Source organism: Duganella kummerowiae, from assembly GCF_053572355.1.
On the sequence record NZ_JBKFEH010000018.1, the window covers coordinates 12,613 to 29,977 of the forward strand.

Below are 17,365 nucleotides of genomic sequence, written 5' to 3' on the forward strand. Positions count from 1 at the left end.
CCAATTTCTGGCATGAAATGGCGAAAAAAAACCACCCTGTCCCGCTAAGGGGATGGGTGGTTGGAGGGACGGGCTGAACTCAGCTGGCGGCGCTGGGGCGCGGCGGTCCGCTGAACTTCTTGCCGCTGGCGTCCAGCGTGAGGGAAATGGCGGGCACGCGGTCGCCTTGCAGCACCGCTTTATATACCTGCAACTCATCGCGGCGGAAAGCATGGATCTGCACTTCCTGGCCCACCGCGTAACGCGACAGCAGATTATCCAGATTGGTGGCGGTAACGCGCAGGCCATCCACCGCCACCAATATATCTCCCGCCGACAAGCCGGCCCTGTGGGCGGCGCCGCCTTCATGGACTACGGATAATTTACAGTCATTGCCATCCTTGCCCAGATTCGCATCCAGGCTGGGCTTGGCAGACTTACGCTCGTCCACATATTTAACACCAAACGGCGCCAGCAATTTCGCCAAAGGTAGATCTTCGGTGCCGCGTACATATTTATCGAAGAAGGGCTTGAGGCGTACACCGGCAATTTCATCGAACAAAGCTTCGACTTCCGCAGGCGTGACGCCGTGGGTGCCTTCCGGATAAAAGTCGCGGCCATAGCGAGTCCATAAAGCCCGCATCACATCATCCAGCGATTTACTGCCGCCCGTTTTGGAGCGTATGGTCAAATCCAGCGCGAGGCCTATCAATGAACCTTTGGTGTAATAACTGATGATGGCATTGGGCGCATTTTCATCCTGGCGATAATATTTACCCCAGGCGTCGAAGCTGGAATCCGCCACGCTTTGCTTGGTACGTCCCGATCCGCGTAATACACCGCCTATGGTCTTGGCCACCAGCTTGAAATAAGCCGGCTCGCCAATCAGGCCGGCGCGCGCCAGCATTAAATCGTCGTAATAACTGGTGAAACCCTCGAACAGCCACAGCAGCGGGGTGTAATTCTCCACCTGGTAATCGTAAGGGGAAAATACGGCAGGCTTGATGCGCTTTACATTCCAGGTGTGGAAATATTCATGGCTGCACAGTCCCAGGAATTGCAGGTAACCGTCGCTGATGTCCTGGTTCCTGCCGGCGGCCGTGGTCGGCAGGTCGGCGCGCGAGCAAATCAGCGCGGTCGAGGCGCGGTGCTCCAGGCCGCCGTAGCCATCGCCCACGGCCAGGGTGAGGAACACGTAGCGGTCCATGGGCGCCTTGTGGGTATGCGGCTCGAAGAAGGAAATCTGCGCTTCGCAGATGGCCTTGAGGTCGGCGCACAGGCGCGGAAGGTCCAGGTTGGGTACCCGGCCGCTGATCACGATGTCGTGTGGGACCCCATGGGCCTTGAAAGTGGCCAGGGCGAAGTCGCCCATTTCCACCGGATGGTCGATCAACTCATCGTAGTCGGACGCGATATAGGTGCCAAAACCATAACGGCGCGCCTTCAGTTCGGGCAGAGCGGTGGCCACGCGCCAGCTGCGGGCCGCTTCATCGGCCGGGCGCTGGATGTCGACCACGTGGGCCTCGTGCTCGCGGCCCAGCACCCGCAGGAATACGCTGGTGCCGTTGAAGAAGCCATGGTTGCGGTCCAGGTGGGCGGCGCGCACCGACAGGTCCCAGGCGTAGACTTCGTAATGCAAGGTCAGGCTGGCGTTGGGGTCCTTGAGCGGCGCGGCCTGCCAGGAGTGCTTGTCCAGCTTGGTGAGCGCCACCGGCTGGCCGCCGGATTCGGCGCGGATGCGCACGATGTTGCGCGAGAATTCGCGGATCATGTAGCTGCCCGGAATCCAGGCCGGCAGCGCGAGCACCTGGCCGGCCGGATCGGGCGCATCCACGGTCAGGGTGACGTGGTACAGGTGGGCGGGCAGGTCGTGGCCGACGATGGTGTAGGCGACGGCCGGATAGTTCTTGCTGTTTTTTTTCATCTTGGTCTCGGTGGCGGGCTCAGATGAATGAGATTCTACAGGTCGGCGGGGGTATCGATGTCGTGCAAAATGCCGGGATCGTCCACGGCGATGTCGGCCACCGGATGGCTGCGCAGGATGGCGCGCGCGCCCTGGTCGCCGTCCAGCGCCAGCAGCAGCGGCAAATGATGGGCGCTGAAGGCCACCGGATTGCCGCGCCGGCCCTGGTGCACAGGGGCGGCGATGTGGGCGCCGGCGGCGATGGCCTGCGCCAGGCGGCGCATGGTGTCCGGGCGCACGTGCGGCATGTCGCCCAGGGCGATCAGCCAGCCTTCAGCGGCCCTGGTGTGTGCGATGGCCAGGGTGAGCGAAGCGGCCATGCCGGTGTCGGCATCCTCGCAGACACGCACTTCGCAGCCCAGCCTGCCCAGCAGGGCCGCGGCCTGGTCGTCGCCGGGACGGACCACGGCAATCACGCGCGGCACGGCCGCCAGGAGCTTGCGCGCGCTGGCCGCCACCACCGGATCACCGTCCGGCAACGGCTGCAGCAGCTTGTTCAAGCGGCCGCTGGGATCGAAGCGCTTGCCCCGTCCAGCGGCGAGAAGGATGCCGGTTAGTGGCATGGATATCCCATCAAGGTCGGGTGCCGTCGTACCCGCCGGCTACCCATGCTGACCTGGCGCGCCGCGGGCATGGCAGGTGGCCGCATAGTCAGCATGGGCCACCGTATGCGCGGTAGCGACGGCCTGGCCGTCAAGCCAGGTCGAATGGCAGCTTGCGCAGCCGCTTGCCGGTCAGCTTGAACAAGGCGTTGGCAAAGGCCGGCGCCAGCGGCGGCAGGCCGGGTTCGCCCATGCCGGTCGGCGCTTCGTTCGAAGGCACGATGTGCACTTCGATGGCCGGCATGTCGGTCATGCGCGCCACCACGTAGTCGCTGAAGTTCTGCTGCTCGACCACGCCATCCTTCAAGGTGATTTGCGCGCCCGGCAGGGTCATGCCCAGGCCCATCAGCGCCGCGCCCTGGATCTGCGCTTCGATGGTGAGCGGGTTGACCGGCTGGTTGCAGTGGACGCCCGCGTAGACCTTGTGCAGCCTGGGCGCGCCATCCTTGACGGAGGCCGTCACCACATAAGCGACCACGGTGTTGAACGATTCGTGCACGGCTACGCCCCAGGCCTGCCCCTTGGGCAGCTGCTTCTTGCCGTAGCCGGACTTGGCCACCACCAGATCCAGCGCCGCGTGGTGGCGGGTAGCCTTCTCGCCGAACAGCTTCTTGCGGTAGGCCACCGGATCGGCCTTGGCGGCGGCGGCCGCCTCGTCAATCAGGGTCTCCATCACGAAGGCGGTGTGGGTGGAGCCCACCGAGCGCCACCACAGCACCGGCACATTGGCCTTGACCGTGTGCGCGGTGAGGTTGAGCGGCACTTCATACGGTTCGCCCATGCCTTCGACCATGGTGGCGTCCACGCCGTTCTTGACCATCATGCCTTCGAACGGGGTGCCGGTGACGATGGACTGGCCGACGATGACATGGTCCCAGGCCACGATATTGCCCTTGTCGTCCAGGCCGATCTGGGCGCTGTGCACGTGGGCCGGGCGGTAGTAGCCGCCCTTGATGTCATCCTCGCGGCTCCAGATCACTTTCACCGGATCGGTCTTTCCGGCGGCGCGCCACACCTTGGCGATGTTGGCCGCTTCCACCAGGTAGTCCGAGGTCGGCACGGCGCGGCGGCCGAAACCGCCGCCGGCCATCATGGTGTTGAGCGTGACCTGCTCCGGCTTGAAGCCCAGGGTGGCGGCAATCGCGGCCTGGTCCACGGTCTGGAATTGCGAGCCGGCCCACACGGTGGCGCCATCGGCGCGCAGATCGATCACGGCGTTCAGCGGTTCCATGGGCGCGTGCGCCAGGTAGGGGAATTCGTAGACCGCGTTGATTTTCTTCGGCGCCGAGCCCAGCTTGGAGATGTCGGCCTGTTTGGAGACCTTGCCGTGCTGTTTGGCCAGCTCCTTGTAATCGGCAAACTGCTGGGCGGTGCTGACCTTCTCCACGCCGCTGGTATCCCACTCGATCAGCAGCGCGTCGCGGCCCTGCTTGGCGGGCCAGTAGCCCTCGGCGATCACCACCACGCCATTGCCGCCGCGGTCGGTGGAGACCGGCAGCACCTCGATCACGCCCTTGATGGCCTTGGCCTTGCTGGCGTCCAGCTTGGCCACCTTGGCGCCGAACACCGGCGGACGCGCCACCACGGCCACCTTGCTGTTGGGGGCCTTGAAGTCCATGCCGAACTGCTGCTTGCCGCTGGATTTCAGGCGCGCGTCCAGGCGCTTGACCGGCTTGCCGATAATGGTGAACTGTTTCGGGTCCTTGAGCGTGACGCTGGCGGGCAGCGGCTGCTTCATGGCGGCGTCGGCCAGTTCGCCATACGTGGCTTTCTGGCCGGCGGGGCCGGTGACCACGCCCCTGGACGTCTTGATCTGCCCGGCCGGCACCTTCCACTGTTCGGCGGCGGCGGCCACCAGCATGGCGCGGGCGCGGGCGCCGATCTCGCGGTACTGGGTGTACGAGTGGGCCACGGTGCCGGAGCCGCCCGTGATCTGGATGCCGAAGGCCGGGTCTTTATAGGCTTCGCCGGCCGGCGCCAGGGCGCCGCGCATCTGGCTCCAGTCGGCATCCAGCTCCTCGCAGATCATCATGGGCAGCGCGGTCTGCACGCCCTGGCCGAATTCCAGGCGGTTGACCTGCACGGTCACCGTGTTGTCCGGCGCGATGTGCAGGAAGGCGTTCGGTTCATAGGTCTTGGCGGCCTGCTGCTGGGCGCGCGCGAAACGGCCGCCTGCCGGCAGGAAGAAGCCCAGCACCAGGCCGGCGCCGGCCACCGCGCCGGTTTTCATGAAGGCGCGGCGCGACACGCCGCCAGCTTCCACAGGCGCGGCGGCGCCGGCCAGGGCTTCCTGGTTGATCCATTCGATACGCATGCTGGCTCTCCTCAGGCGATGGCTTTGGCCGCGTCCTTGATGGCGGCGCGGATGCGTTGATAAGTGCCGCAGCGGCAGATATTGCCGGACATGGCGTTGTCGATGTCGGCGTCGCTGGGCTTCTTGTTGGTGCGCAGCAGGGCCGTGGCGCTCATGATCTGGCCGCTCTGGCAGTAGCCGCATTGCGGCACGTCCAGCTTGACCCAGGCCTCCTGCACGGCCTTGCCGACCTTGTCGTGCTCCATGGCTTCGATGGTGGTGATCTTCTGGCCGACGGCGGCCGAAATCGGCGTCACGCAGGAGCGGATGGGCTGGCCGCCCAGGTGCACGGTGCATGCGCCGCACAGGGCCGCGCCGCAGCCGAACTTGGTGCCGGTCATGTTGAGGTTATCGCGCAGGGCCCACAGGATGGGGGTGGATGGATCGGCGTCCAGCTGCGTGTCTTTGCCGTTGATGTTCAGAGTGATCATGCATATCTCCCTTGGATTGGAGTGACTAGGCGTAAAAACGGCGCACCCAGTGGGGTACGCCGAATGCGGCAGCGGATCGCACTTCCGCTTTTATATGGTGCTTATTGCTTGACGGTGGCCAGCTTGTCTTCCAGCGACTTTAGGTCGATCGCACCCGGCACCCGGCTGCCGTCGGCGAAGAAAATGGACGGTGTGCCGGTGATGCGCAGCTTGCGGCCCAGCTCCAGCACTTGTTCGTTCGGGGTGGCGCAGTTGGCCGGCGCGACGGGGGCCGGCTTGCCGGACACCATCCAGTCGTCCCAGGCCTTGTTGCGGTCCGGCGCGCACCAGATGTTCTTCGACTTGGTGAAGGAATCCTCGGCCAGGATGTTGTACATGAAGGTATAGACCGTCACGTTGTCCAGTTCCTTGAGCGTGGTCTGGCGGAAGCGCTTGCAGTAGCCGCAGTTGGGATCCTCGAAGATGGCGATCACGCGCTTGCCGTTGCCCTTGACCGTCTTCATGGCCTGGTTGAGAGGCAGGTCGGAGAACTTGATCTTGTTGATCTCGTCGATGCGGTCCTTGGTCAGGTTGGCGTTGGTCTTCAGGTTGTAGATATTCCCGGAGAACAGATAGGTGCCGGTCTTGTCGGCATACAGGATGTCGCCGCCGACGCGGATTTCGTACAGGCCGCCGTAGGGCGTCTCCTTGACCGAATCGATCTTGGCGCCGTCGCCCAGGCGCGGCTCCACCAGTTTCTTGATGGTTTCCTCGGTGGGCGTCTCGGCGCCGACGCAGGAGGCCATCAGGGCCGACAACAGCAGCAAAACGGTCTTACTCAATCTCATGACTTCTCCGGTGATACTTCTACAGGCCGCGCTACCTGCCCATGGCGTGGGAAATCAGGCGGCGCTTCAATACGGGCAATTTATCCAGCAAGTTTAATCCGAAATTGCGAACCGCGCGCAGCGGCTCCAGATCCGCGCCGAACAGGCGCGCCAGGCCGTCGGTGGTGAGCATCATCAGGGCCACCTCCTCCTTGCGCGCGCGCTGGTAGCGCGCCAGCACGCGCTCGTCGGCGATGCCGCGCTGCGCTTCGCGTTCGCCGATCACGCGCACCAGGTCGGCCACGTCGGCAAAGCCCAGGTTCATGCCGTGGCCGGCCAGCGGATGGACCACGTGGGCGGCGTCGCCCACCAGGGCCACACGCGGCGAAATCAATTGGTGCGGACGGATCAGGCGCAGCGGGAAATCGCGCACCAGCTCCGGCTGCAGCGGGGTGAGCTTGCCCAGTTTTTCATCGGCGTAGACGGCCAGGCGCTGCGCCAGCTCGTCGGCGCTGCCGGCGCGCAGGGTGTCGGCCAGGGCCTCCGGCGCCGACCACACCAGCGATACCTGGTTGCCGGGCAGCGGCAGCAGCGCGACGATGCCGTCGCAGCCGGTGAACCACTGGTGGGCGGCGCCGTGGTGCGGCTTTTCGCAGGCGAAGTTGGCCACCACGGCGCGCTGGCCGTAAGTGCGGTAATCGAGGCCGATATCGCACTGGCCGCGCACCCAGGATTCGGCGCCGTCGGCGCCCACCACCAGCTGGGCGCGCACGGCGCCGCCGTCGGCCAGCTGCACGCTGGCATGGCGCTCGTCGCGCAACAGGGCGATGGCGCGCCCGGAGACCGTGCTCACGTTCTGGGCGAAGCGCAGGGCCGCGTCCAGGGCCTGGTTCAGGTTGCGGTCTTCCAGTATCCAGGCCAGGTTGGTGGTGTGGGCGCCGTAGGCGTCGAAGGCCAGGCCGCCCGCGTGCGGGCCGTCGCCGTGCACCAGCATGGCGTCCACCGGCGCCACCCGGCCGGCGTCCAGCGCGCCCCACACCTTGAGCGAGGACAGCAGCTTGTGGGCGGTGTGGTTGAGGGCGTAGACGCGGGCGTCCCAGCCGGGATTGGCGGCCGGCGCTCCGGCGGCCGGCGGCTGGGCCGATGGCGCCGGCGGCGTAAGCAGGGTCACTGTCAATCCCGCCTGGGCAAACGCCAGGGCGGCCGTCTTGGCAATGGCGCCATTGCCAACGATGCAAATCTCGCTGTCGGTGACGCGCTGCGCCGCGAGCTGGGATGGATTGTTCATCCGGCCATTATAGCGGCTAAGGTGGCGGAAAATTGCCATTGCAATCGCGCGCGGCCATGCTATAATGCTGCCTCTTGGCCTGGTAGCTCAGTTGGTAGAGCAGAGGACTGAAAATCCTTGTGTCGGTGGTTCGATTCCGCCCCGGGCCACCAAGAATACGCAAACGCCACCTTCGGGTGGCGTTTTTTGTTCTGGAACCTCATAACGCAACGGCTATCCAACGCCGCTCAGTGACAGCTAGAAGCCCGGAGTTGCGCTCTTCGACTTGTTCATGAAATTGATGACCGCTTGATGAAAGCTCGGGTCAGTCAACTCAAGCCGATTGCCAGACAAACTAAGCGTAGGTCCCTGAAACCCGTGACATCCTTCGCCTACGTTTTGGCTGGGACGCGCGCACCATTGATAGGTGACACCAACACTACCATTGGATGTCGGGCCGTACTTCTGTATCGCGGCGGCTTGCATGGCCTTGACGTTATCCGGAGTCCAAGGCATCTCGTAGATGATATGGCTTACAGCCATGGGGGCGGCCCTGTTGATGGGCACGCGGGGGAGGAAATGCACGGAAAGTATCGCCAAGCCACTTTTAACGATGATGTACGCAGGTTCTTTCGACTGGGTCACTGGATTCGTCTGAGGGAACTTATCGATTTCAATCGCGCGTTTGTCGATTTGAAGTTTGGAGGCTGCAGCTGCAACCGCCTCAGCCAGGCTCATTCCTAGTTTTACACCGGCCACATCAAAGCTGCTTGCATCCACAGATCTGGCGGTCTCTGCTGCACTCACAACGGCACCGCCCGATAACAAAACCGCGAACAAGTTGATTTTCAGACGGTGCATTTGGTTTCGCCTCCTGAGTTAATTATCCCCTGACCTCTCCCAAGATTGTCTAGCGAGCTGCCCTGCCACCATTTGGGCAAAAGCAAACCACGACCGGTTAGTCAGGACTTCTTGGGGCAGTGCCTGCGCTGCAGCTCAAGGGGCCCAACGAGCAGGCCAAGCGCAGGCCATGCCGATGGGAGAGGCGCGGTTGCGCCGCCCGTCCTATCCTGATCGATGACGCTACCGCTCGGAGGCGAAACCATGCAAGTGACCAGACTGGATTTGCTGGACCAGCTGCTGCAAATACACGCGCCAGCCATCGGCGCGGACCTGCCCGGCTACCGCAACCACGCCTACCGCCTGGTCAATTTCACGGCGCTGTCGCAGGACGGGCCGGAACGGATGGAGAAGCTAGCCATCGCCGCAGCCTTCCATAACCTGGGCATGTGGACCGCCCATACCTTCGATTACCTGCAGCCCTCCATTGCAATGGCGGCGGCCTACCTGGACCAGATGGACAGGAATGCATGGCGGGATGACATCACGGCCATGATGGAACTGCTCCGCAAGCTCACGCCCGGCACGCCGCCGCTGGCCGAAGCCTTCCGTCGCGCCGACTGGGCCGACTTCAACTGGGGCGTGCTGCCCGGCGGTGTGCCGCGCGCCCACATGCGGGCGGTGCGCGCCGTCTTTCCCGACGCAGGGTTCCACGCGCCCATGCTGCGGCTGTCATGCACGCGCCTGCTGACCCATCCGCTCGATCCCCTTGCGATGATGAAGTTCTAAGCAGCGCTTGCCAGCCTACCTATTAGTAGGTAATATGCGCGCATGACGAATGTTACTCCCACCGCTGAAAAAATACTGGATTGCGCGCGCACCCTGATCATCCGGGGCGGCTACAACGGCTTCAGCTATGCCGATATCGCCAAGGTGGTCGATATCCGCAACGCCAGCATCCACCACCACTTCCCCGCCAAGAGCGACCTGGTGCGCACGCTGGTGCAGCGCTACCGCGAACAGGCCCGGGACGGCCTTGCCGCCATGGAGCAGCACCTCCAGGACCCGGCCGCCTGCCTGCGCGCCTACGTGGATTACTGGGAAGCCTGTATCGCCGATGCCTCGGCACCGCTGTGCGTGTGCGCGCAGCTGGCCGCGGAGATACCCGTGCTGCCGGAAGACGTGGCGCGCGAAGTGCGCGCCCACTTTCGCACTATGTCGGCCTGGCTGGCCTCGGTGCTGGAACGGGGCGCCGGCCAGCAAACGCTGCGGCTGCCAGCGGCGCCGGACGTCGAGGCCGAGATCTTCCTGGCCACGGTACATGGCGCCATGCTGAGCGCACGCGCCCATGGCGACGCAAGCATGTTCGGCGCCATCGTGCGGCCCGCGCTGCATCGTTTTACGTCCTGACCTTGTTTGTCCCGCGTAAAGACTGCGGGCACATGGTCGGCTTTTAACCTACCTATTAGTAGGTAGTACTGATGAAGGAGTTGCATCATGTTTGGTATTTCGACCTTGGGCTGGGTGCATACCCTGGGCAGCCTGCCCGCCATTCCAGCGGCGCTCTACATGCTGGGGCGGCATGGCCGGATAGTGCCGCGCTCGGCCGCCGGCAAGCTGTATTTCGTATCCATGCTGGTTGGCGCGGCCACCGTGTTCCTGGTGGCGAAGCAGCCGGCCAGCGCGGTGGTGGGTGTGGTGACGCTGCTGTTCCTGCTGGTCGGCTATGGCGCCGGCCGGATCGGATCGCTGGGCCGCGCCACGCCCTATGTGGAGACGGTGTGCCTCAGTATCTCCATCTTCCTGCTGATGCTGCCCACGGTATCGGAAATCCTGCGCCGCGTGCCGGACGGCCATCCCATGGTGACGGACCTGAAGTCGCCGCTGCTCCTGGGTGCGCAGGGCGGGCTGCTGGTGCTGCTGCTGGCTGGCGTGGCCGCGCAGGTGATGGCGCTGCGCAAACGCGCCAGGGCTTGAACAGGCTCGGACCGAGGCAGCCACGGGACCGGTAGTCTGGTGCGGAGTACCGTGCCACCATTGTGCGGCGGCGGACATAGCGTTAGATTGACAGTATCACCAGCCCGACCTAGCCGCGCATGTCCCACCCTGACGCCGATGCCGATGCCAGCCAAACCACGCTACGCATACTGTTGGTCAACCAGCAGGCCCTGGACCAGCAATTGATCTCCGCCACCCTGGCGCGCAGCGACCTGGCTTGCCAACTGCGGCGAGTCGCAACCGCACAGGAGTTCCGCGCTGCCCTCGACAGTCCGGTGGACCTGGTGCTGAGCGAGATCGAGCTGCCGCAGTTTGGCGCGCTGGCGGCACTGCGGATGCTGCGCGAACTGCAGCGCGATATCCCCCTCATCCTGGTAACCGACTTTCACGACGAGGACCGCGCCACACGGCTGCTGGATCTCGGCGCGAGCGACTACGTGCTGAAAGACAGGCTGGGTCGCATGGCGCAAGCCATCCGCCTGGCGACGAGCCAATCCGCACTGCGCCAGCGCCTTCGTCAGAAAAACGCAACAATGGCGCACTTGTCGCTGCAGCTGGTGAAGGCGCAGGAAGCGGAGCGCGCCAACCTCGCGCGCGAGCTGCACGATGAACTCGGGCAGCGCATGACGGCGCTCAACATGCTGCTGTACCGGCTGCAGCCCGATGCCGCCAGCCCGTTGCAGCCGGTGTGGCAGGAAGCCTCGCACACGCTGGGCGCACTGGTGGACCAGGCGCGCAACCTGTCGATGGCGCTGCGTCCGCCCGAACTCGATTACGTGGGGCTGCAGGCCGCCATCAGCCATTTGCTGGCGCGCCGCTATGCCGGCCTGTGGGACAGCCAGGTATTCGAATACGTGGGCTTGCCGCACCGCTTGCCGCCGCTGGTGGAGATCACCTGCTACCGGCTGGTGCAGGAAAGCCTGACCAACATCGCACGCCACGCCCAGGCCAGGTCGGTGGTGATCGAGATGATAGGCAATGGCGACGTGGTGGACATCATCGTGCGCGACGACGGTGTAGGATTCGACATCGGCAAATGGGAACGCGGCATCGCGCTGCGCCCCTCGGGCGGCGTGATCGGCATGCGCGAGCGCGCCGCCCTGCTGGGCGGCGCGCTCGCCATCGACAGCCAGCCCGGCCACGGCACGCGCATCGGCGCCACCCTGCCATTGAACGATGGAGACGCCTTATGAAAGTCATGCTGGTGGATGACCATGCCCTGGTGCGCGCAGGGATACGCAGCCTGATCGAACAGGTCGGCGATTTCGAAGTGATCGGCGAGGCCGCCGGCACTGCCGAAGCCCTGGCGCTGGTGGAGCGCCTCAAGCCGGAGATGGTGGTGACCGACGTCGCCATGGGCCAGGAAAACGGCCTGGACCTGCTGCGCGAAGTACGCGCCCGCAATCCCGACATACCGGTCGCCATCCTGTCCATGCACGCCTCGGAGGAACTGGTGTCCGAAGCGCTGCGGCTGGGCGCGGCGGCCTACTTGTTGAAGGAAGCTGCGCCCAGCGAACTGGAGGTGGCGCTGCAAGCGGTGGCGCGGCACGAGGCCTATCTGAGTCCGGCCGTATCCACCAAGGTCATCGCGCACTTCGTGCGGCCCGCATCTGTCCAGGACAATTCACGGCTGCCACTGACGGCGCGCCAGGTGCAGATACTCACCATGATCGCCAACCGCATGTCAACCAAGGAAATTGCCTACGAACTGGACCTGTCCGAAAAAACCATCGCCGCCCACCGCGCGCAGATCATGGAACGCACCGGCGTGCGCGATGTGGTGGGCCTGGTGTTCTACGCCGTCGAGCACGGCCTGGTAAAAAAAACCTAGGCAGCGCCTAGGGAATTTGCTGACCGCCACCGAGAAGAATCCCAATACCGCGCAACGCAGAGCTTGCCTACACTGGTGACGTTTCGTGCAGAACGTCCTCAACCCAGACCAGGAGGCACCGCGATGGCGCTCGTCAAGAAAGTACCCAACACCGGCAATGACGCCGCCCCCGAAGCCCGCAACGGCGCCACCGCGGCGCGCGCCGCCGAAGTCCAGCGCAAGCGCGCGCGCACCCTGGCCAAGCAGCAGCAGGCCGCCGAGCGGATTGCGGCGGCCGCCGCCGAACTGGCGGCCGGCATCAACCAGGCCGCCTCGGCCTCGGAGGAATTGAAGCGATCGTCGGACCAGATCGCCACCGGCGCGCAGCAGGCGTCGGGCGCGGCGCAGCAATCGCAGACCGCCTTCCAGCAGGTGGAGATGGCCATCAACCGCCAGCTGCAGAACGCCGACGCCAGCCAGGTGCGCATGGATGGCGCGCAAGCGCTGGTGGCGCGCACCGCCGGCGAAATCTCGGCCATGGTGGCCAATGTCAGCGTGGCGGCCGAGCGCCAGGCCGAGTCGGTCACCATGGTGGCCGAGCTGGAAAAGCAGGCAGCCAACATCGGCGACATCGTCAAGGCGGTGGCGCGCATCGCCGACCAGACCAACCTGCTGGCCCTGAACGCGGCCATCGAGGCGGCGCGCGCCGGCAAGCATGGCAAGGGGTTCGCGGTGGTGGCCGACGAAGTGCGCACGCTGGCCGAGACCTCCGAGAAAAGCGCCAAGCAGATCCAGGACCTGGTGGGCCAGATCCAGCAGGAGGTCAAGCAGGTGGCCGAGGGCATAGGCACCTCCGCCAACACGGTGCTGGGCGAGGTGGCAAACGGCAAGACCATCATCGAACAGCTGGAGCAGATACGCAGCGACGCCAGCGAGATCGTGGCGGGGGTGCGCGAGATCGCGGTCGGGGCCCAGCTGTCGGCCACCGCCGCCCAGCAAGCCTCCAAGGGTTCGCAGGAAATCGCAGCCGCCGCCGAACAGCAGTCGGCGGCGGCCGAACAGTCGGCCAAGACCGTGGCCGAGCAAAGCCAGGCGCTGGCCGAATGCGAACAGACCTCGCAGGCGCTGTCCGAGCTGGCCGAGGACTTGAAGAATTCCACCGACGTCGCCAAGAGCGCGGAAGAAGTGGCGTCGGCCGCCGAGCAGCTGTCTTCGGCGGTGCAGGAAATCACCCGCTCCGGGGCGCAGATCCTGGGCGCCATCGATCAGATCCGCAAGGGTGCGCAGGTGCAGTCCACCGCCACCGAGGAATCGGCCAGCGCCGTGCGCGAGATCGAAAAAGGCTTGCAGGTGGCGCAGGCGCGCGCCTCCGCCGGCAACGACAAGGTGGGCGCGATACGCCGCCTGCTGGCCACCAACAAGACCAGCGTCGACAGCCTGATCAACGGCATCTCCACCTCGGTCGAAGCCTCGCGCGGCAGCCTGCGGCAGATCAAGGAGCTGGAACTGGTGTCGCGCCGCATCGACAAGATCGTGGACGCCATCACCACCGTGTCGATACAGACCAATATGCTGGCCGTGAACGGCTCGATCGAAGCGGCGCGCGCCGGCGAGTTCGGCAAGGGTTTCGTGGTGGTGGCCACCGACATCCGCAACCTGGCGCACGACTCGGCCGAGAACGCGGACCGCATCAAGGACCTGGTCAAGGCGGTACAGGACCAGATCGGCGTGGTGGGACGCGACCTGTCCGAGATCATCAGCACCGCGCTGGGCGAAGCAGAAAAGGCCAAGATCGTCACCGCCAACCTGGTCAGCATCGAGGGCGATGTGGAAGTGGTGGAAACCGGCACCAAGGAGATCCTGGCCGCCGCCAACGACATCTCGTCCGCGATCTCCCAGGTGAACACCGGAATAGAGCAGATTTCCTCCGCAGCCCAGCAGGCCGACAAGGCCGCCACCGAGGCCGCCACCGCCGCCCGCGAGCAGCAGCAGGGGGCGGAGGAACTCTCGTCGGCGGTGGAGGAAGTCGCCTCGCTGGCCGATGAACTGCAAAGCGCGTAAACGGAGCCGCCATGAGCGCCACTCAGGATAGCAGCGCCGCCCAGGCGCAGGACGATACCGAGGTACGCCAGTTCGTCACCTTCATGGCCGGCGACGAGGTGTTCGCGGTGGACATGCATCCGGTGCAGGAAATCATCCGCGTGCCAGAGGTGGTGCGGGTGCCGCTGGCGCCGCCCACCCTGGACGGGCTGGCCAACCTGCGCGGCAGGGTGCTGCCCATCATCAGCCTGCGCCGCATATTCGGCTACGCCGAGCGCGTGTATGACGACGCCGCCCGCGCAGTGGTGATCGACCTGGGCCAGCCGCTCGGCTTCGTGGTCGACCGCGTGGCCAGCGTGGTCGGCGTGGATGTGCGCCAGATCGAGGACACCGCCGGCCTGCAATCGACCGTGCGCGCCGAACTGGTCTCCGGGCTGCTCAAGAACGTGGGCGGGCACGCCATGGTGATGGTGCTGGACTTCGCCAAGCTGATCAGCACTGAATTCGCCTACGCCTCGCAGGCCGGCGGCGCCGCGCTGCAAGGCGCCGCCGGCGCCGGCGCCGAGGAGGAGGAACAGGCCAGCGACGAGCTGCAGCTGGTGTCGTTCGACGTGGCGGGCCAGGAATACGCGATACCGATCGAGGACGTGCAAGAAATCGTGCAGACGCCGGAACAGATCGTGCAGGTGCCGCAGGCGCTGCCGCACGTGCTGGGTCTGATGTTGCTGCGCAATCGCCTGCTGCCGCTGGTCTCGCTGCGGCGCATGTTCGCGCTGCCGGACCGCGCCGCCGACGAGCAAAGCCGTATCGTGGTGGTGGCCAGCGCCGGCCATGCGGTGGGCCTGGTGACCGACAGCGTCAACGAAGTGCTGCGGGTGCCGCGCAGCGCGGTCGATGCGGTGCCGGCCCTGCTGGCGCGCGAACCCGGCATGGCGGACATCCGGGATATCTGCCGCCTCGACGGCGGCCGCCGCCTCGTATCGATCGTCAGCGCGGACAGCATGTTCCGCCAGAACGCGATCCGCGAGGCCTTGCAAACGGTGGATGGCATGGACCAGCAAAACGACAGCAGCACGGCGGCCGAGGAGCAGCCGGAAGACGAGGAACAATTGGTGGTGTTCCGCCTCAACCGCGAGGAATTCGGGGTGCCGATTGGCAGCGTGCAGGAAATCGTGCGGGTGCCCGACATGCTCACCCAGGTGCCCAAGGCGCCCGCTTTCGTGGAGGGCGTGATCAACCTGCGCGGCGCGGTGCTGCCGGTGATCGACCTGCGGCGGCGCCTGGGCATGGAAGCGGCGCCGCGCAGCGACCGCCAGCGCATCATGGTATTCCTGATCGACGGGGTATGCACCGGCTTCATCGTCGACTCGGTGGCCGAGGTGCTGAAGGTCGAGCGCCGCGCCATCGAGCCGGCGCCGCAGCTGTCGGCCGAGCAGTCCCAGCTGCTGGCGCGCATGGCCAACCTGGAGAAACAGCAGCGCATGGTGCAATTGCTGGAACCGCGCCACCTGGTCAGCGACGGCGACCTGGCCGGCCTGGCGCAGCTCGGGGCCTAGCCCGGCCATGAAGCTGCTGATCGTGGACGACTCGGCACTGATGCGGCGCCAGCTGGGCGGCCTGTTCGGGGAGCACGGCTACGAACTGCGCTACGCCCGCAATGGACGCGACGCGGTGGCGCAGAACCTGGAGTTCCTGCCCGACGTGGTCACGCTGGACATCAACATGCCGGAGATGGACGGCCTGGCCGCGCTGGCGGAAATGATGGTGACGCGGCCGGTGCCGGTGGTGATGCTGTCCTCGCTGACGGAGAAAGGGGCGTTGGCCACCTTCGAGGCGCTCAACCTGGGCGCGGTGGATTTCGTGGCCAAGCCGGGCGGCACCATCTCGCTGTCGCTGGACGCCATCAGCAAGGAACTGCTGTCCAAGGTGCGCGCCGCCGCCCGGGCCAGGGTGGCGCGCACGGCCGGCGGAGCGGCGGCGGGCCCGCCGGAAGCCAGGAGCGCGCGAGGCGGCGCTGGCGCCGGTCCGGCGGCGGCTGCCCCGGTGCCGGCAGCGGACGCTCCCGCGCCAGGTGTGGCCAGCGCCGGTGTGGTGCTGATCGGCGTCTCGACCGGCGGCCCGCGCACGCTGGAAGCCATCCTGCCGCCGCTGCCGGCCAGTTTTCCGTGGCCGGTGGTGGTGGCGCAGCACATGCCGGCCAGCTTTACCGGGCCGTTTGCGCAGCGGCTGGACGGCCTGTGCAGGATGCGGGTGGTGGAGGCCAGCCGGCAGCTGGCGCTGGAGCCGGGCACGATCTACGTCTGCAAGGGCGGGGCCGACGCCCAGATCGTCAACCGGGGCGGGCGCAACGCGCTGCAGGCCAGGCCCGAGCACGCCGGGTATTTGTGGCATCCGTCGGTGGAACTGCTGGGCCGCAGCGCACTGGAATGTTATCCGCACGCCGCCATCATCGCCGTGATGTTGACAGGCATGGGCTACGACGGCGCCGAGGCCTTTGCCGAGATCGCGCGACGCGGCGGCCGCACCATTGCCGAGAGCGAGGACACCGCCGTGGTGTTCGGCATGCCGGCCGAATTGATGAAGCGTGGCGGCGCCCAGCTGGTGCTGCCGGCAGAACGCATCGCCGCCCAGCTGCTGCTGTGGGCCGCCTGAATGAGGGAGAAAGCCATGCCTTTGACTAAAACGACCACAGCGGCGGCTCCCGGGCAGGACAGCCCCGACGCCATGCTGGCGGCGCTGGAGCACGCCGACCCGGAACAGCGCCGCCGCGCCGCGCTGGCGCTGGCTGCCCATCCATCCGCCAGCGTCGCGCTGCTGGCGCGGGTGCCGCTGGAAAGCGACCAGGCGGCGCGCCAGGCGCTGCTCACGGCGCTGGCCACCATCGGCAACGCGCAGGCGGTGGACGGCATGGCCGGTTTCCTGTCAGGCGAAGATGTCTGGCTGCGCAATGCCGCCATCGATGCGCTGCGCCAGTTGCCCGACCAGGTCGCTCCACTGATGGGCCAGCTGCTGACCCATCCGGACCGCGACGTGCGCATCATGGCCATCGGGGTGCTGGACACCCTGCGCCACCCGCACGTGGAACGCTGGCTGCTGCATGTGATCGCGGCCGATACCGACCTCAATGTGTGCGGCGCGGCGCTCGACCTGCTGGCCGAGGTCGCGACAGGAGACGCCATCGCGCCGGTGCGCGCGCTGCTGGCGCGCTTCCCGGACCAGGACTACCTGCGCTTTGCCGGCGAGCTGACGCTGCGCCGCGCCGCCGGAGGCTGAATC

General features: G+C 66.0%; 16 protein-coding genes and 1 tRNA gene. 10 read left to right on the forward strand and 7 right to left on the reverse strand.

The genetic code is table 11. From position 1 onward, the window contains the following. Nucleotides 1-79 precede the first annotated feature (79 nt). From ACLB1G_RS23055 to ACLB1G_RS23080, 6 genes are all read right to left on the reverse strand, one after another. Complete coding sequence (locus ACLB1G_RS23055; RefSeq protein WP_491629589.1) at nucleotides 80-1,903, reverse strand: M61 family metallopeptidase; 1,824 nt, start codon at nucleotides 1,901-1,903, stop codon at nucleotides 80-82. A 35-nt stretch (nucleotides 1,904-1,938) separates the two neighbouring features. Further along, entirely contained in the window at nucleotides 1,939-2,505 is a 567-nt protein-coding gene (locus ACLB1G_RS23060) for a nucleotidyltransferase family protein (protein WP_491629590.1), read from the reverse strand. 130 nt (nucleotides 2,506-2,635) lie between these two features. Further along, nucleotides 2,636-4,858, reverse strand: a complete 2,223-nt coding sequence (locus ACLB1G_RS23065; RefSeq protein WP_491629591.1) for a xanthine dehydrogenase family protein molybdopterin-binding subunit — start codon at nucleotides 4,856-4,858, stop codon at nucleotides 2,636-2,638. A gap of 11 nt (nucleotides 4,859-4,869) precedes the next feature. Then, nucleotides 4,870-5,328, reverse strand: a complete 459-nt coding sequence (locus tag ACLB1G_RS23070; protein ID WP_491629592.1) for a (2Fe-2S)-binding protein — start codon at nucleotides 5,326-5,328, stop codon at nucleotides 4,870-4,872. 101 nt (nucleotides 5,329-5,429) lie between these two features. Then, on the reverse strand, nucleotides 5,430-6,155 hold the full coding sequence (locus ACLB1G_RS23075) for a DsbC family protein (RefSeq protein WP_491629593.1): 726 nt from the start codon (nucleotides 6,153-6,155) through the stop codon (nucleotides 5,430-5,432). A gap of 31 nt (nucleotides 6,156-6,186) precedes the next feature. Beyond that, the gene (locus ACLB1G_RS23080; RefSeq protein ID WP_491629594.1) at nucleotides 6,187-7,422 is read right to left on the reverse strand and encodes an FAD-dependent monooxygenase; all 1,236 of its coding nucleotides are present in this window, start codon (nucleotides 7,420-7,422) and stop codon (nucleotides 6,187-6,189) included. A 76-nt stretch (nucleotides 7,423-7,498) separates the two neighbouring features. Between ACLB1G_RS23080 and ACLB1G_RS23085 the strand changes: the two genes are divergently transcribed. Then, a tRNA-Phe gene (locus tag ACLB1G_RS23085) sits at nucleotides 7,499-7,574 on the forward strand. Nucleotides 7,575-7,659: 85 nt separating this feature from the next. Here ACLB1G_RS23085 and ACLB1G_RS23090 read toward each other — a convergent pair. After that, nucleotides 7,660-8,262, reverse strand: a complete 603-nt coding sequence (locus tag ACLB1G_RS23090; RefSeq protein WP_491629595.1) for a hypothetical protein — start codon at nucleotides 8,260-8,262, stop codon at nucleotides 7,660-7,662. A 243-nt stretch (nucleotides 8,263-8,505) separates the two neighbouring features. Here ACLB1G_RS23090 and ACLB1G_RS23095 point away from each other — a divergent pair, with 243 nt between their 5' ends. From ACLB1G_RS23095 to ACLB1G_RS23135, 9 genes are all read left to right on the forward strand, one after another. Further along, a complete protein-coding gene (locus tag ACLB1G_RS23095) occupies nucleotides 8,506-9,030 on the forward strand; it encodes a hypothetical protein (RefSeq protein ID WP_491629596.1) in 525 nt (174 codons plus the stop codon). A 42-nt stretch (nucleotides 9,031-9,072) separates the two neighbouring features. After that, nucleotides 9,073-9,651 carry a TetR/AcrR family transcriptional regulator gene (locus tag ACLB1G_RS23100; RefSeq protein ID WP_491629597.1) on the forward strand — a complete coding sequence of 193 codons (579 nt, stop codon included), beginning with the start codon at nucleotides 9,073-9,075 and terminating at the stop codon, nucleotides 9,649-9,651. A gap of 87 nt (nucleotides 9,652-9,738) precedes the next feature. Next, nucleotides 9,739-10,218, forward strand: a complete 480-nt coding sequence (locus ACLB1G_RS23105) for a hypothetical protein (protein WP_491629598.1) — start codon at nucleotides 9,739-9,741, stop codon at nucleotides 10,216-10,218. Between the two features lie 119 nt (nucleotides 10,219-10,337). Further along, the gene (locus ACLB1G_RS23110) at nucleotides 10,338-11,432 is read left to right on the forward strand and encodes an ATP-binding response regulator (protein WP_491629599.1); all 1,095 of its coding nucleotides are present in this window, start codon (nucleotides 10,338-10,340) and stop codon (nucleotides 11,430-11,432) included. Further along, nucleotides 11,429-12,070: a response regulator transcription factor gene (locus tag ACLB1G_RS23115; RefSeq protein ID WP_491629600.1), complete on the forward strand. Its 642-nt coding sequence runs from the start codon at nucleotides 11,429-11,431 to the stop codon at nucleotides 12,068-12,070. The genes ACLB1G_RS23110 and ACLB1G_RS23115 overlap by 4 nt, the downstream gene beginning before the upstream one ends. 123 nt (nucleotides 12,071-12,193) lie before the next feature. After that, the gene (locus tag ACLB1G_RS23120; RefSeq protein ID WP_491629601.1) at nucleotides 12,194-14,110 is read left to right on the forward strand and encodes a methyl-accepting chemotaxis protein; all 1,917 of its coding nucleotides are present in this window, start codon (nucleotides 12,194-12,196) and stop codon (nucleotides 14,108-14,110) included. 11 nt (nucleotides 14,111-14,121) lie between these two features. Beyond that, on the forward strand, nucleotides 14,122-15,645 hold the full coding sequence (locus ACLB1G_RS23125) for a chemotaxis protein CheW (RefSeq protein WP_491629602.1): 1,524 nt from the start codon (nucleotides 14,122-14,124) through the stop codon (nucleotides 15,643-15,645). Between the two features lie 7 nt (nucleotides 15,646-15,652). Then, on the forward strand, nucleotides 15,653-16,741 hold the full coding sequence (cheB, locus tag ACLB1G_RS23130) for a chemotaxis-specific protein-glutamate methyltransferase CheB (RefSeq protein ID WP_491629603.1): 1,089 nt from the start codon (nucleotides 15,653-15,655) through the stop codon (nucleotides 16,739-16,741). A 15-nt stretch (nucleotides 16,742-16,756) separates the two neighbouring features. Continuing rightward, on the forward strand, nucleotides 16,757-17,362 hold the full coding sequence (locus tag ACLB1G_RS23135; RefSeq protein WP_491629604.1) for a HEAT repeat domain-containing protein: 606 nt from the start codon (nucleotides 16,757-16,759) through the stop codon (nucleotides 17,360-17,362). Nucleotides 17,363-17,365 lie beyond the last annotated feature (3 nt).

Coding starts and splice junctions, on each gene's coding strand:
- ACLB1G_RS23055 (WP_491629589.1), bottom strand. CDS start 1,903: ATGAAAAAAAACAGCAAGAACTATCCGGCCGTCGCCTACACCATCGTC.
- ACLB1G_RS23060 (WP_491629590.1), bottom strand. CDS start 2,505: ATGCCACTAACCGGCATCCTTCTCGCCGCTGGACGGGGCAAGCGCTTC.
- ACLB1G_RS23065 (WP_491629591.1), bottom strand. CDS start 4,858: ATGCGTATCGAATGGATCAACCAGGAAGCCCTGGCCGGCGCCGCCGCG.
- ACLB1G_RS23070 (WP_491629592.1), bottom strand. CDS start 5,328: ATGATCACTCTGAACATCAACGGCAAAGACACGCAGCTGGACGCCGAT.
- ACLB1G_RS23075 (WP_491629593.1), bottom strand. CDS start 6,155: ATGAGATTGAGTAAGACCGTTTTGCTGCTGTTGTCGGCCCTGATGGCC.
- ACLB1G_RS23080 (WP_491629594.1), bottom strand. CDS start 7,422: ATGAACAATCCATCCCAGCTCGCGGCGCAGCGCGTCACCGACAGCGAG.
- ACLB1G_RS23090 (WP_491629595.1), bottom strand. CDS start 8,262: ATGCACCGTCTGAAAATCAACTTGTTCGCGGTTTTGTTATCGGGCGGT.
- ACLB1G_RS23095 (WP_491629596.1), top strand. CDS start 8,506: ATGCAAGTGACCAGACTGGATTTGCTGGACCAGCTGCTGCAAATACAC.
- ACLB1G_RS23100 (WP_491629597.1), top strand. CDS start 9,073: ATGACGAATGTTACTCCCACCGCTGAAAAAATACTGGATTGCGCGCGC.
- ACLB1G_RS23105 (WP_491629598.1), top strand. CDS start 9,739: ATGTTTGGTATTTCGACCTTGGGCTGGGTGCATACCCTGGGCAGCCTG.
- ACLB1G_RS23110 (WP_491629599.1), top strand. CDS start 10,338: ATGTCCCACCCTGACGCCGATGCCGATGCCAGCCAAACCACGCTACGC.
- ACLB1G_RS23115 (WP_491629600.1), top strand. CDS start 11,429: ATGAAAGTCATGCTGGTGGATGACCATGCCCTGGTGCGCGCAGGGATA.
- ACLB1G_RS23120 (WP_491629601.1), top strand. CDS start 12,194: ATGGCGCTCGTCAAGAAAGTACCCAACACCGGCAATGACGCCGCCCCC.
- ACLB1G_RS23125 (WP_491629602.1), top strand. CDS start 14,122: ATGAGCGCCACTCAGGATAGCAGCGCCGCCCAGGCGCAGGACGATACC.
- cheB (WP_491629603.1), top strand. CDS start 15,653: ATGAAGCTGCTGATCGTGGACGACTCGGCACTGATGCGGCGCCAGCTG.
- ACLB1G_RS23135 (WP_491629604.1), top strand. CDS start 16,757: ATGCCTTTGACTAAAACGACCACAGCGGCGGCTCCCGGGCAGGACAGC.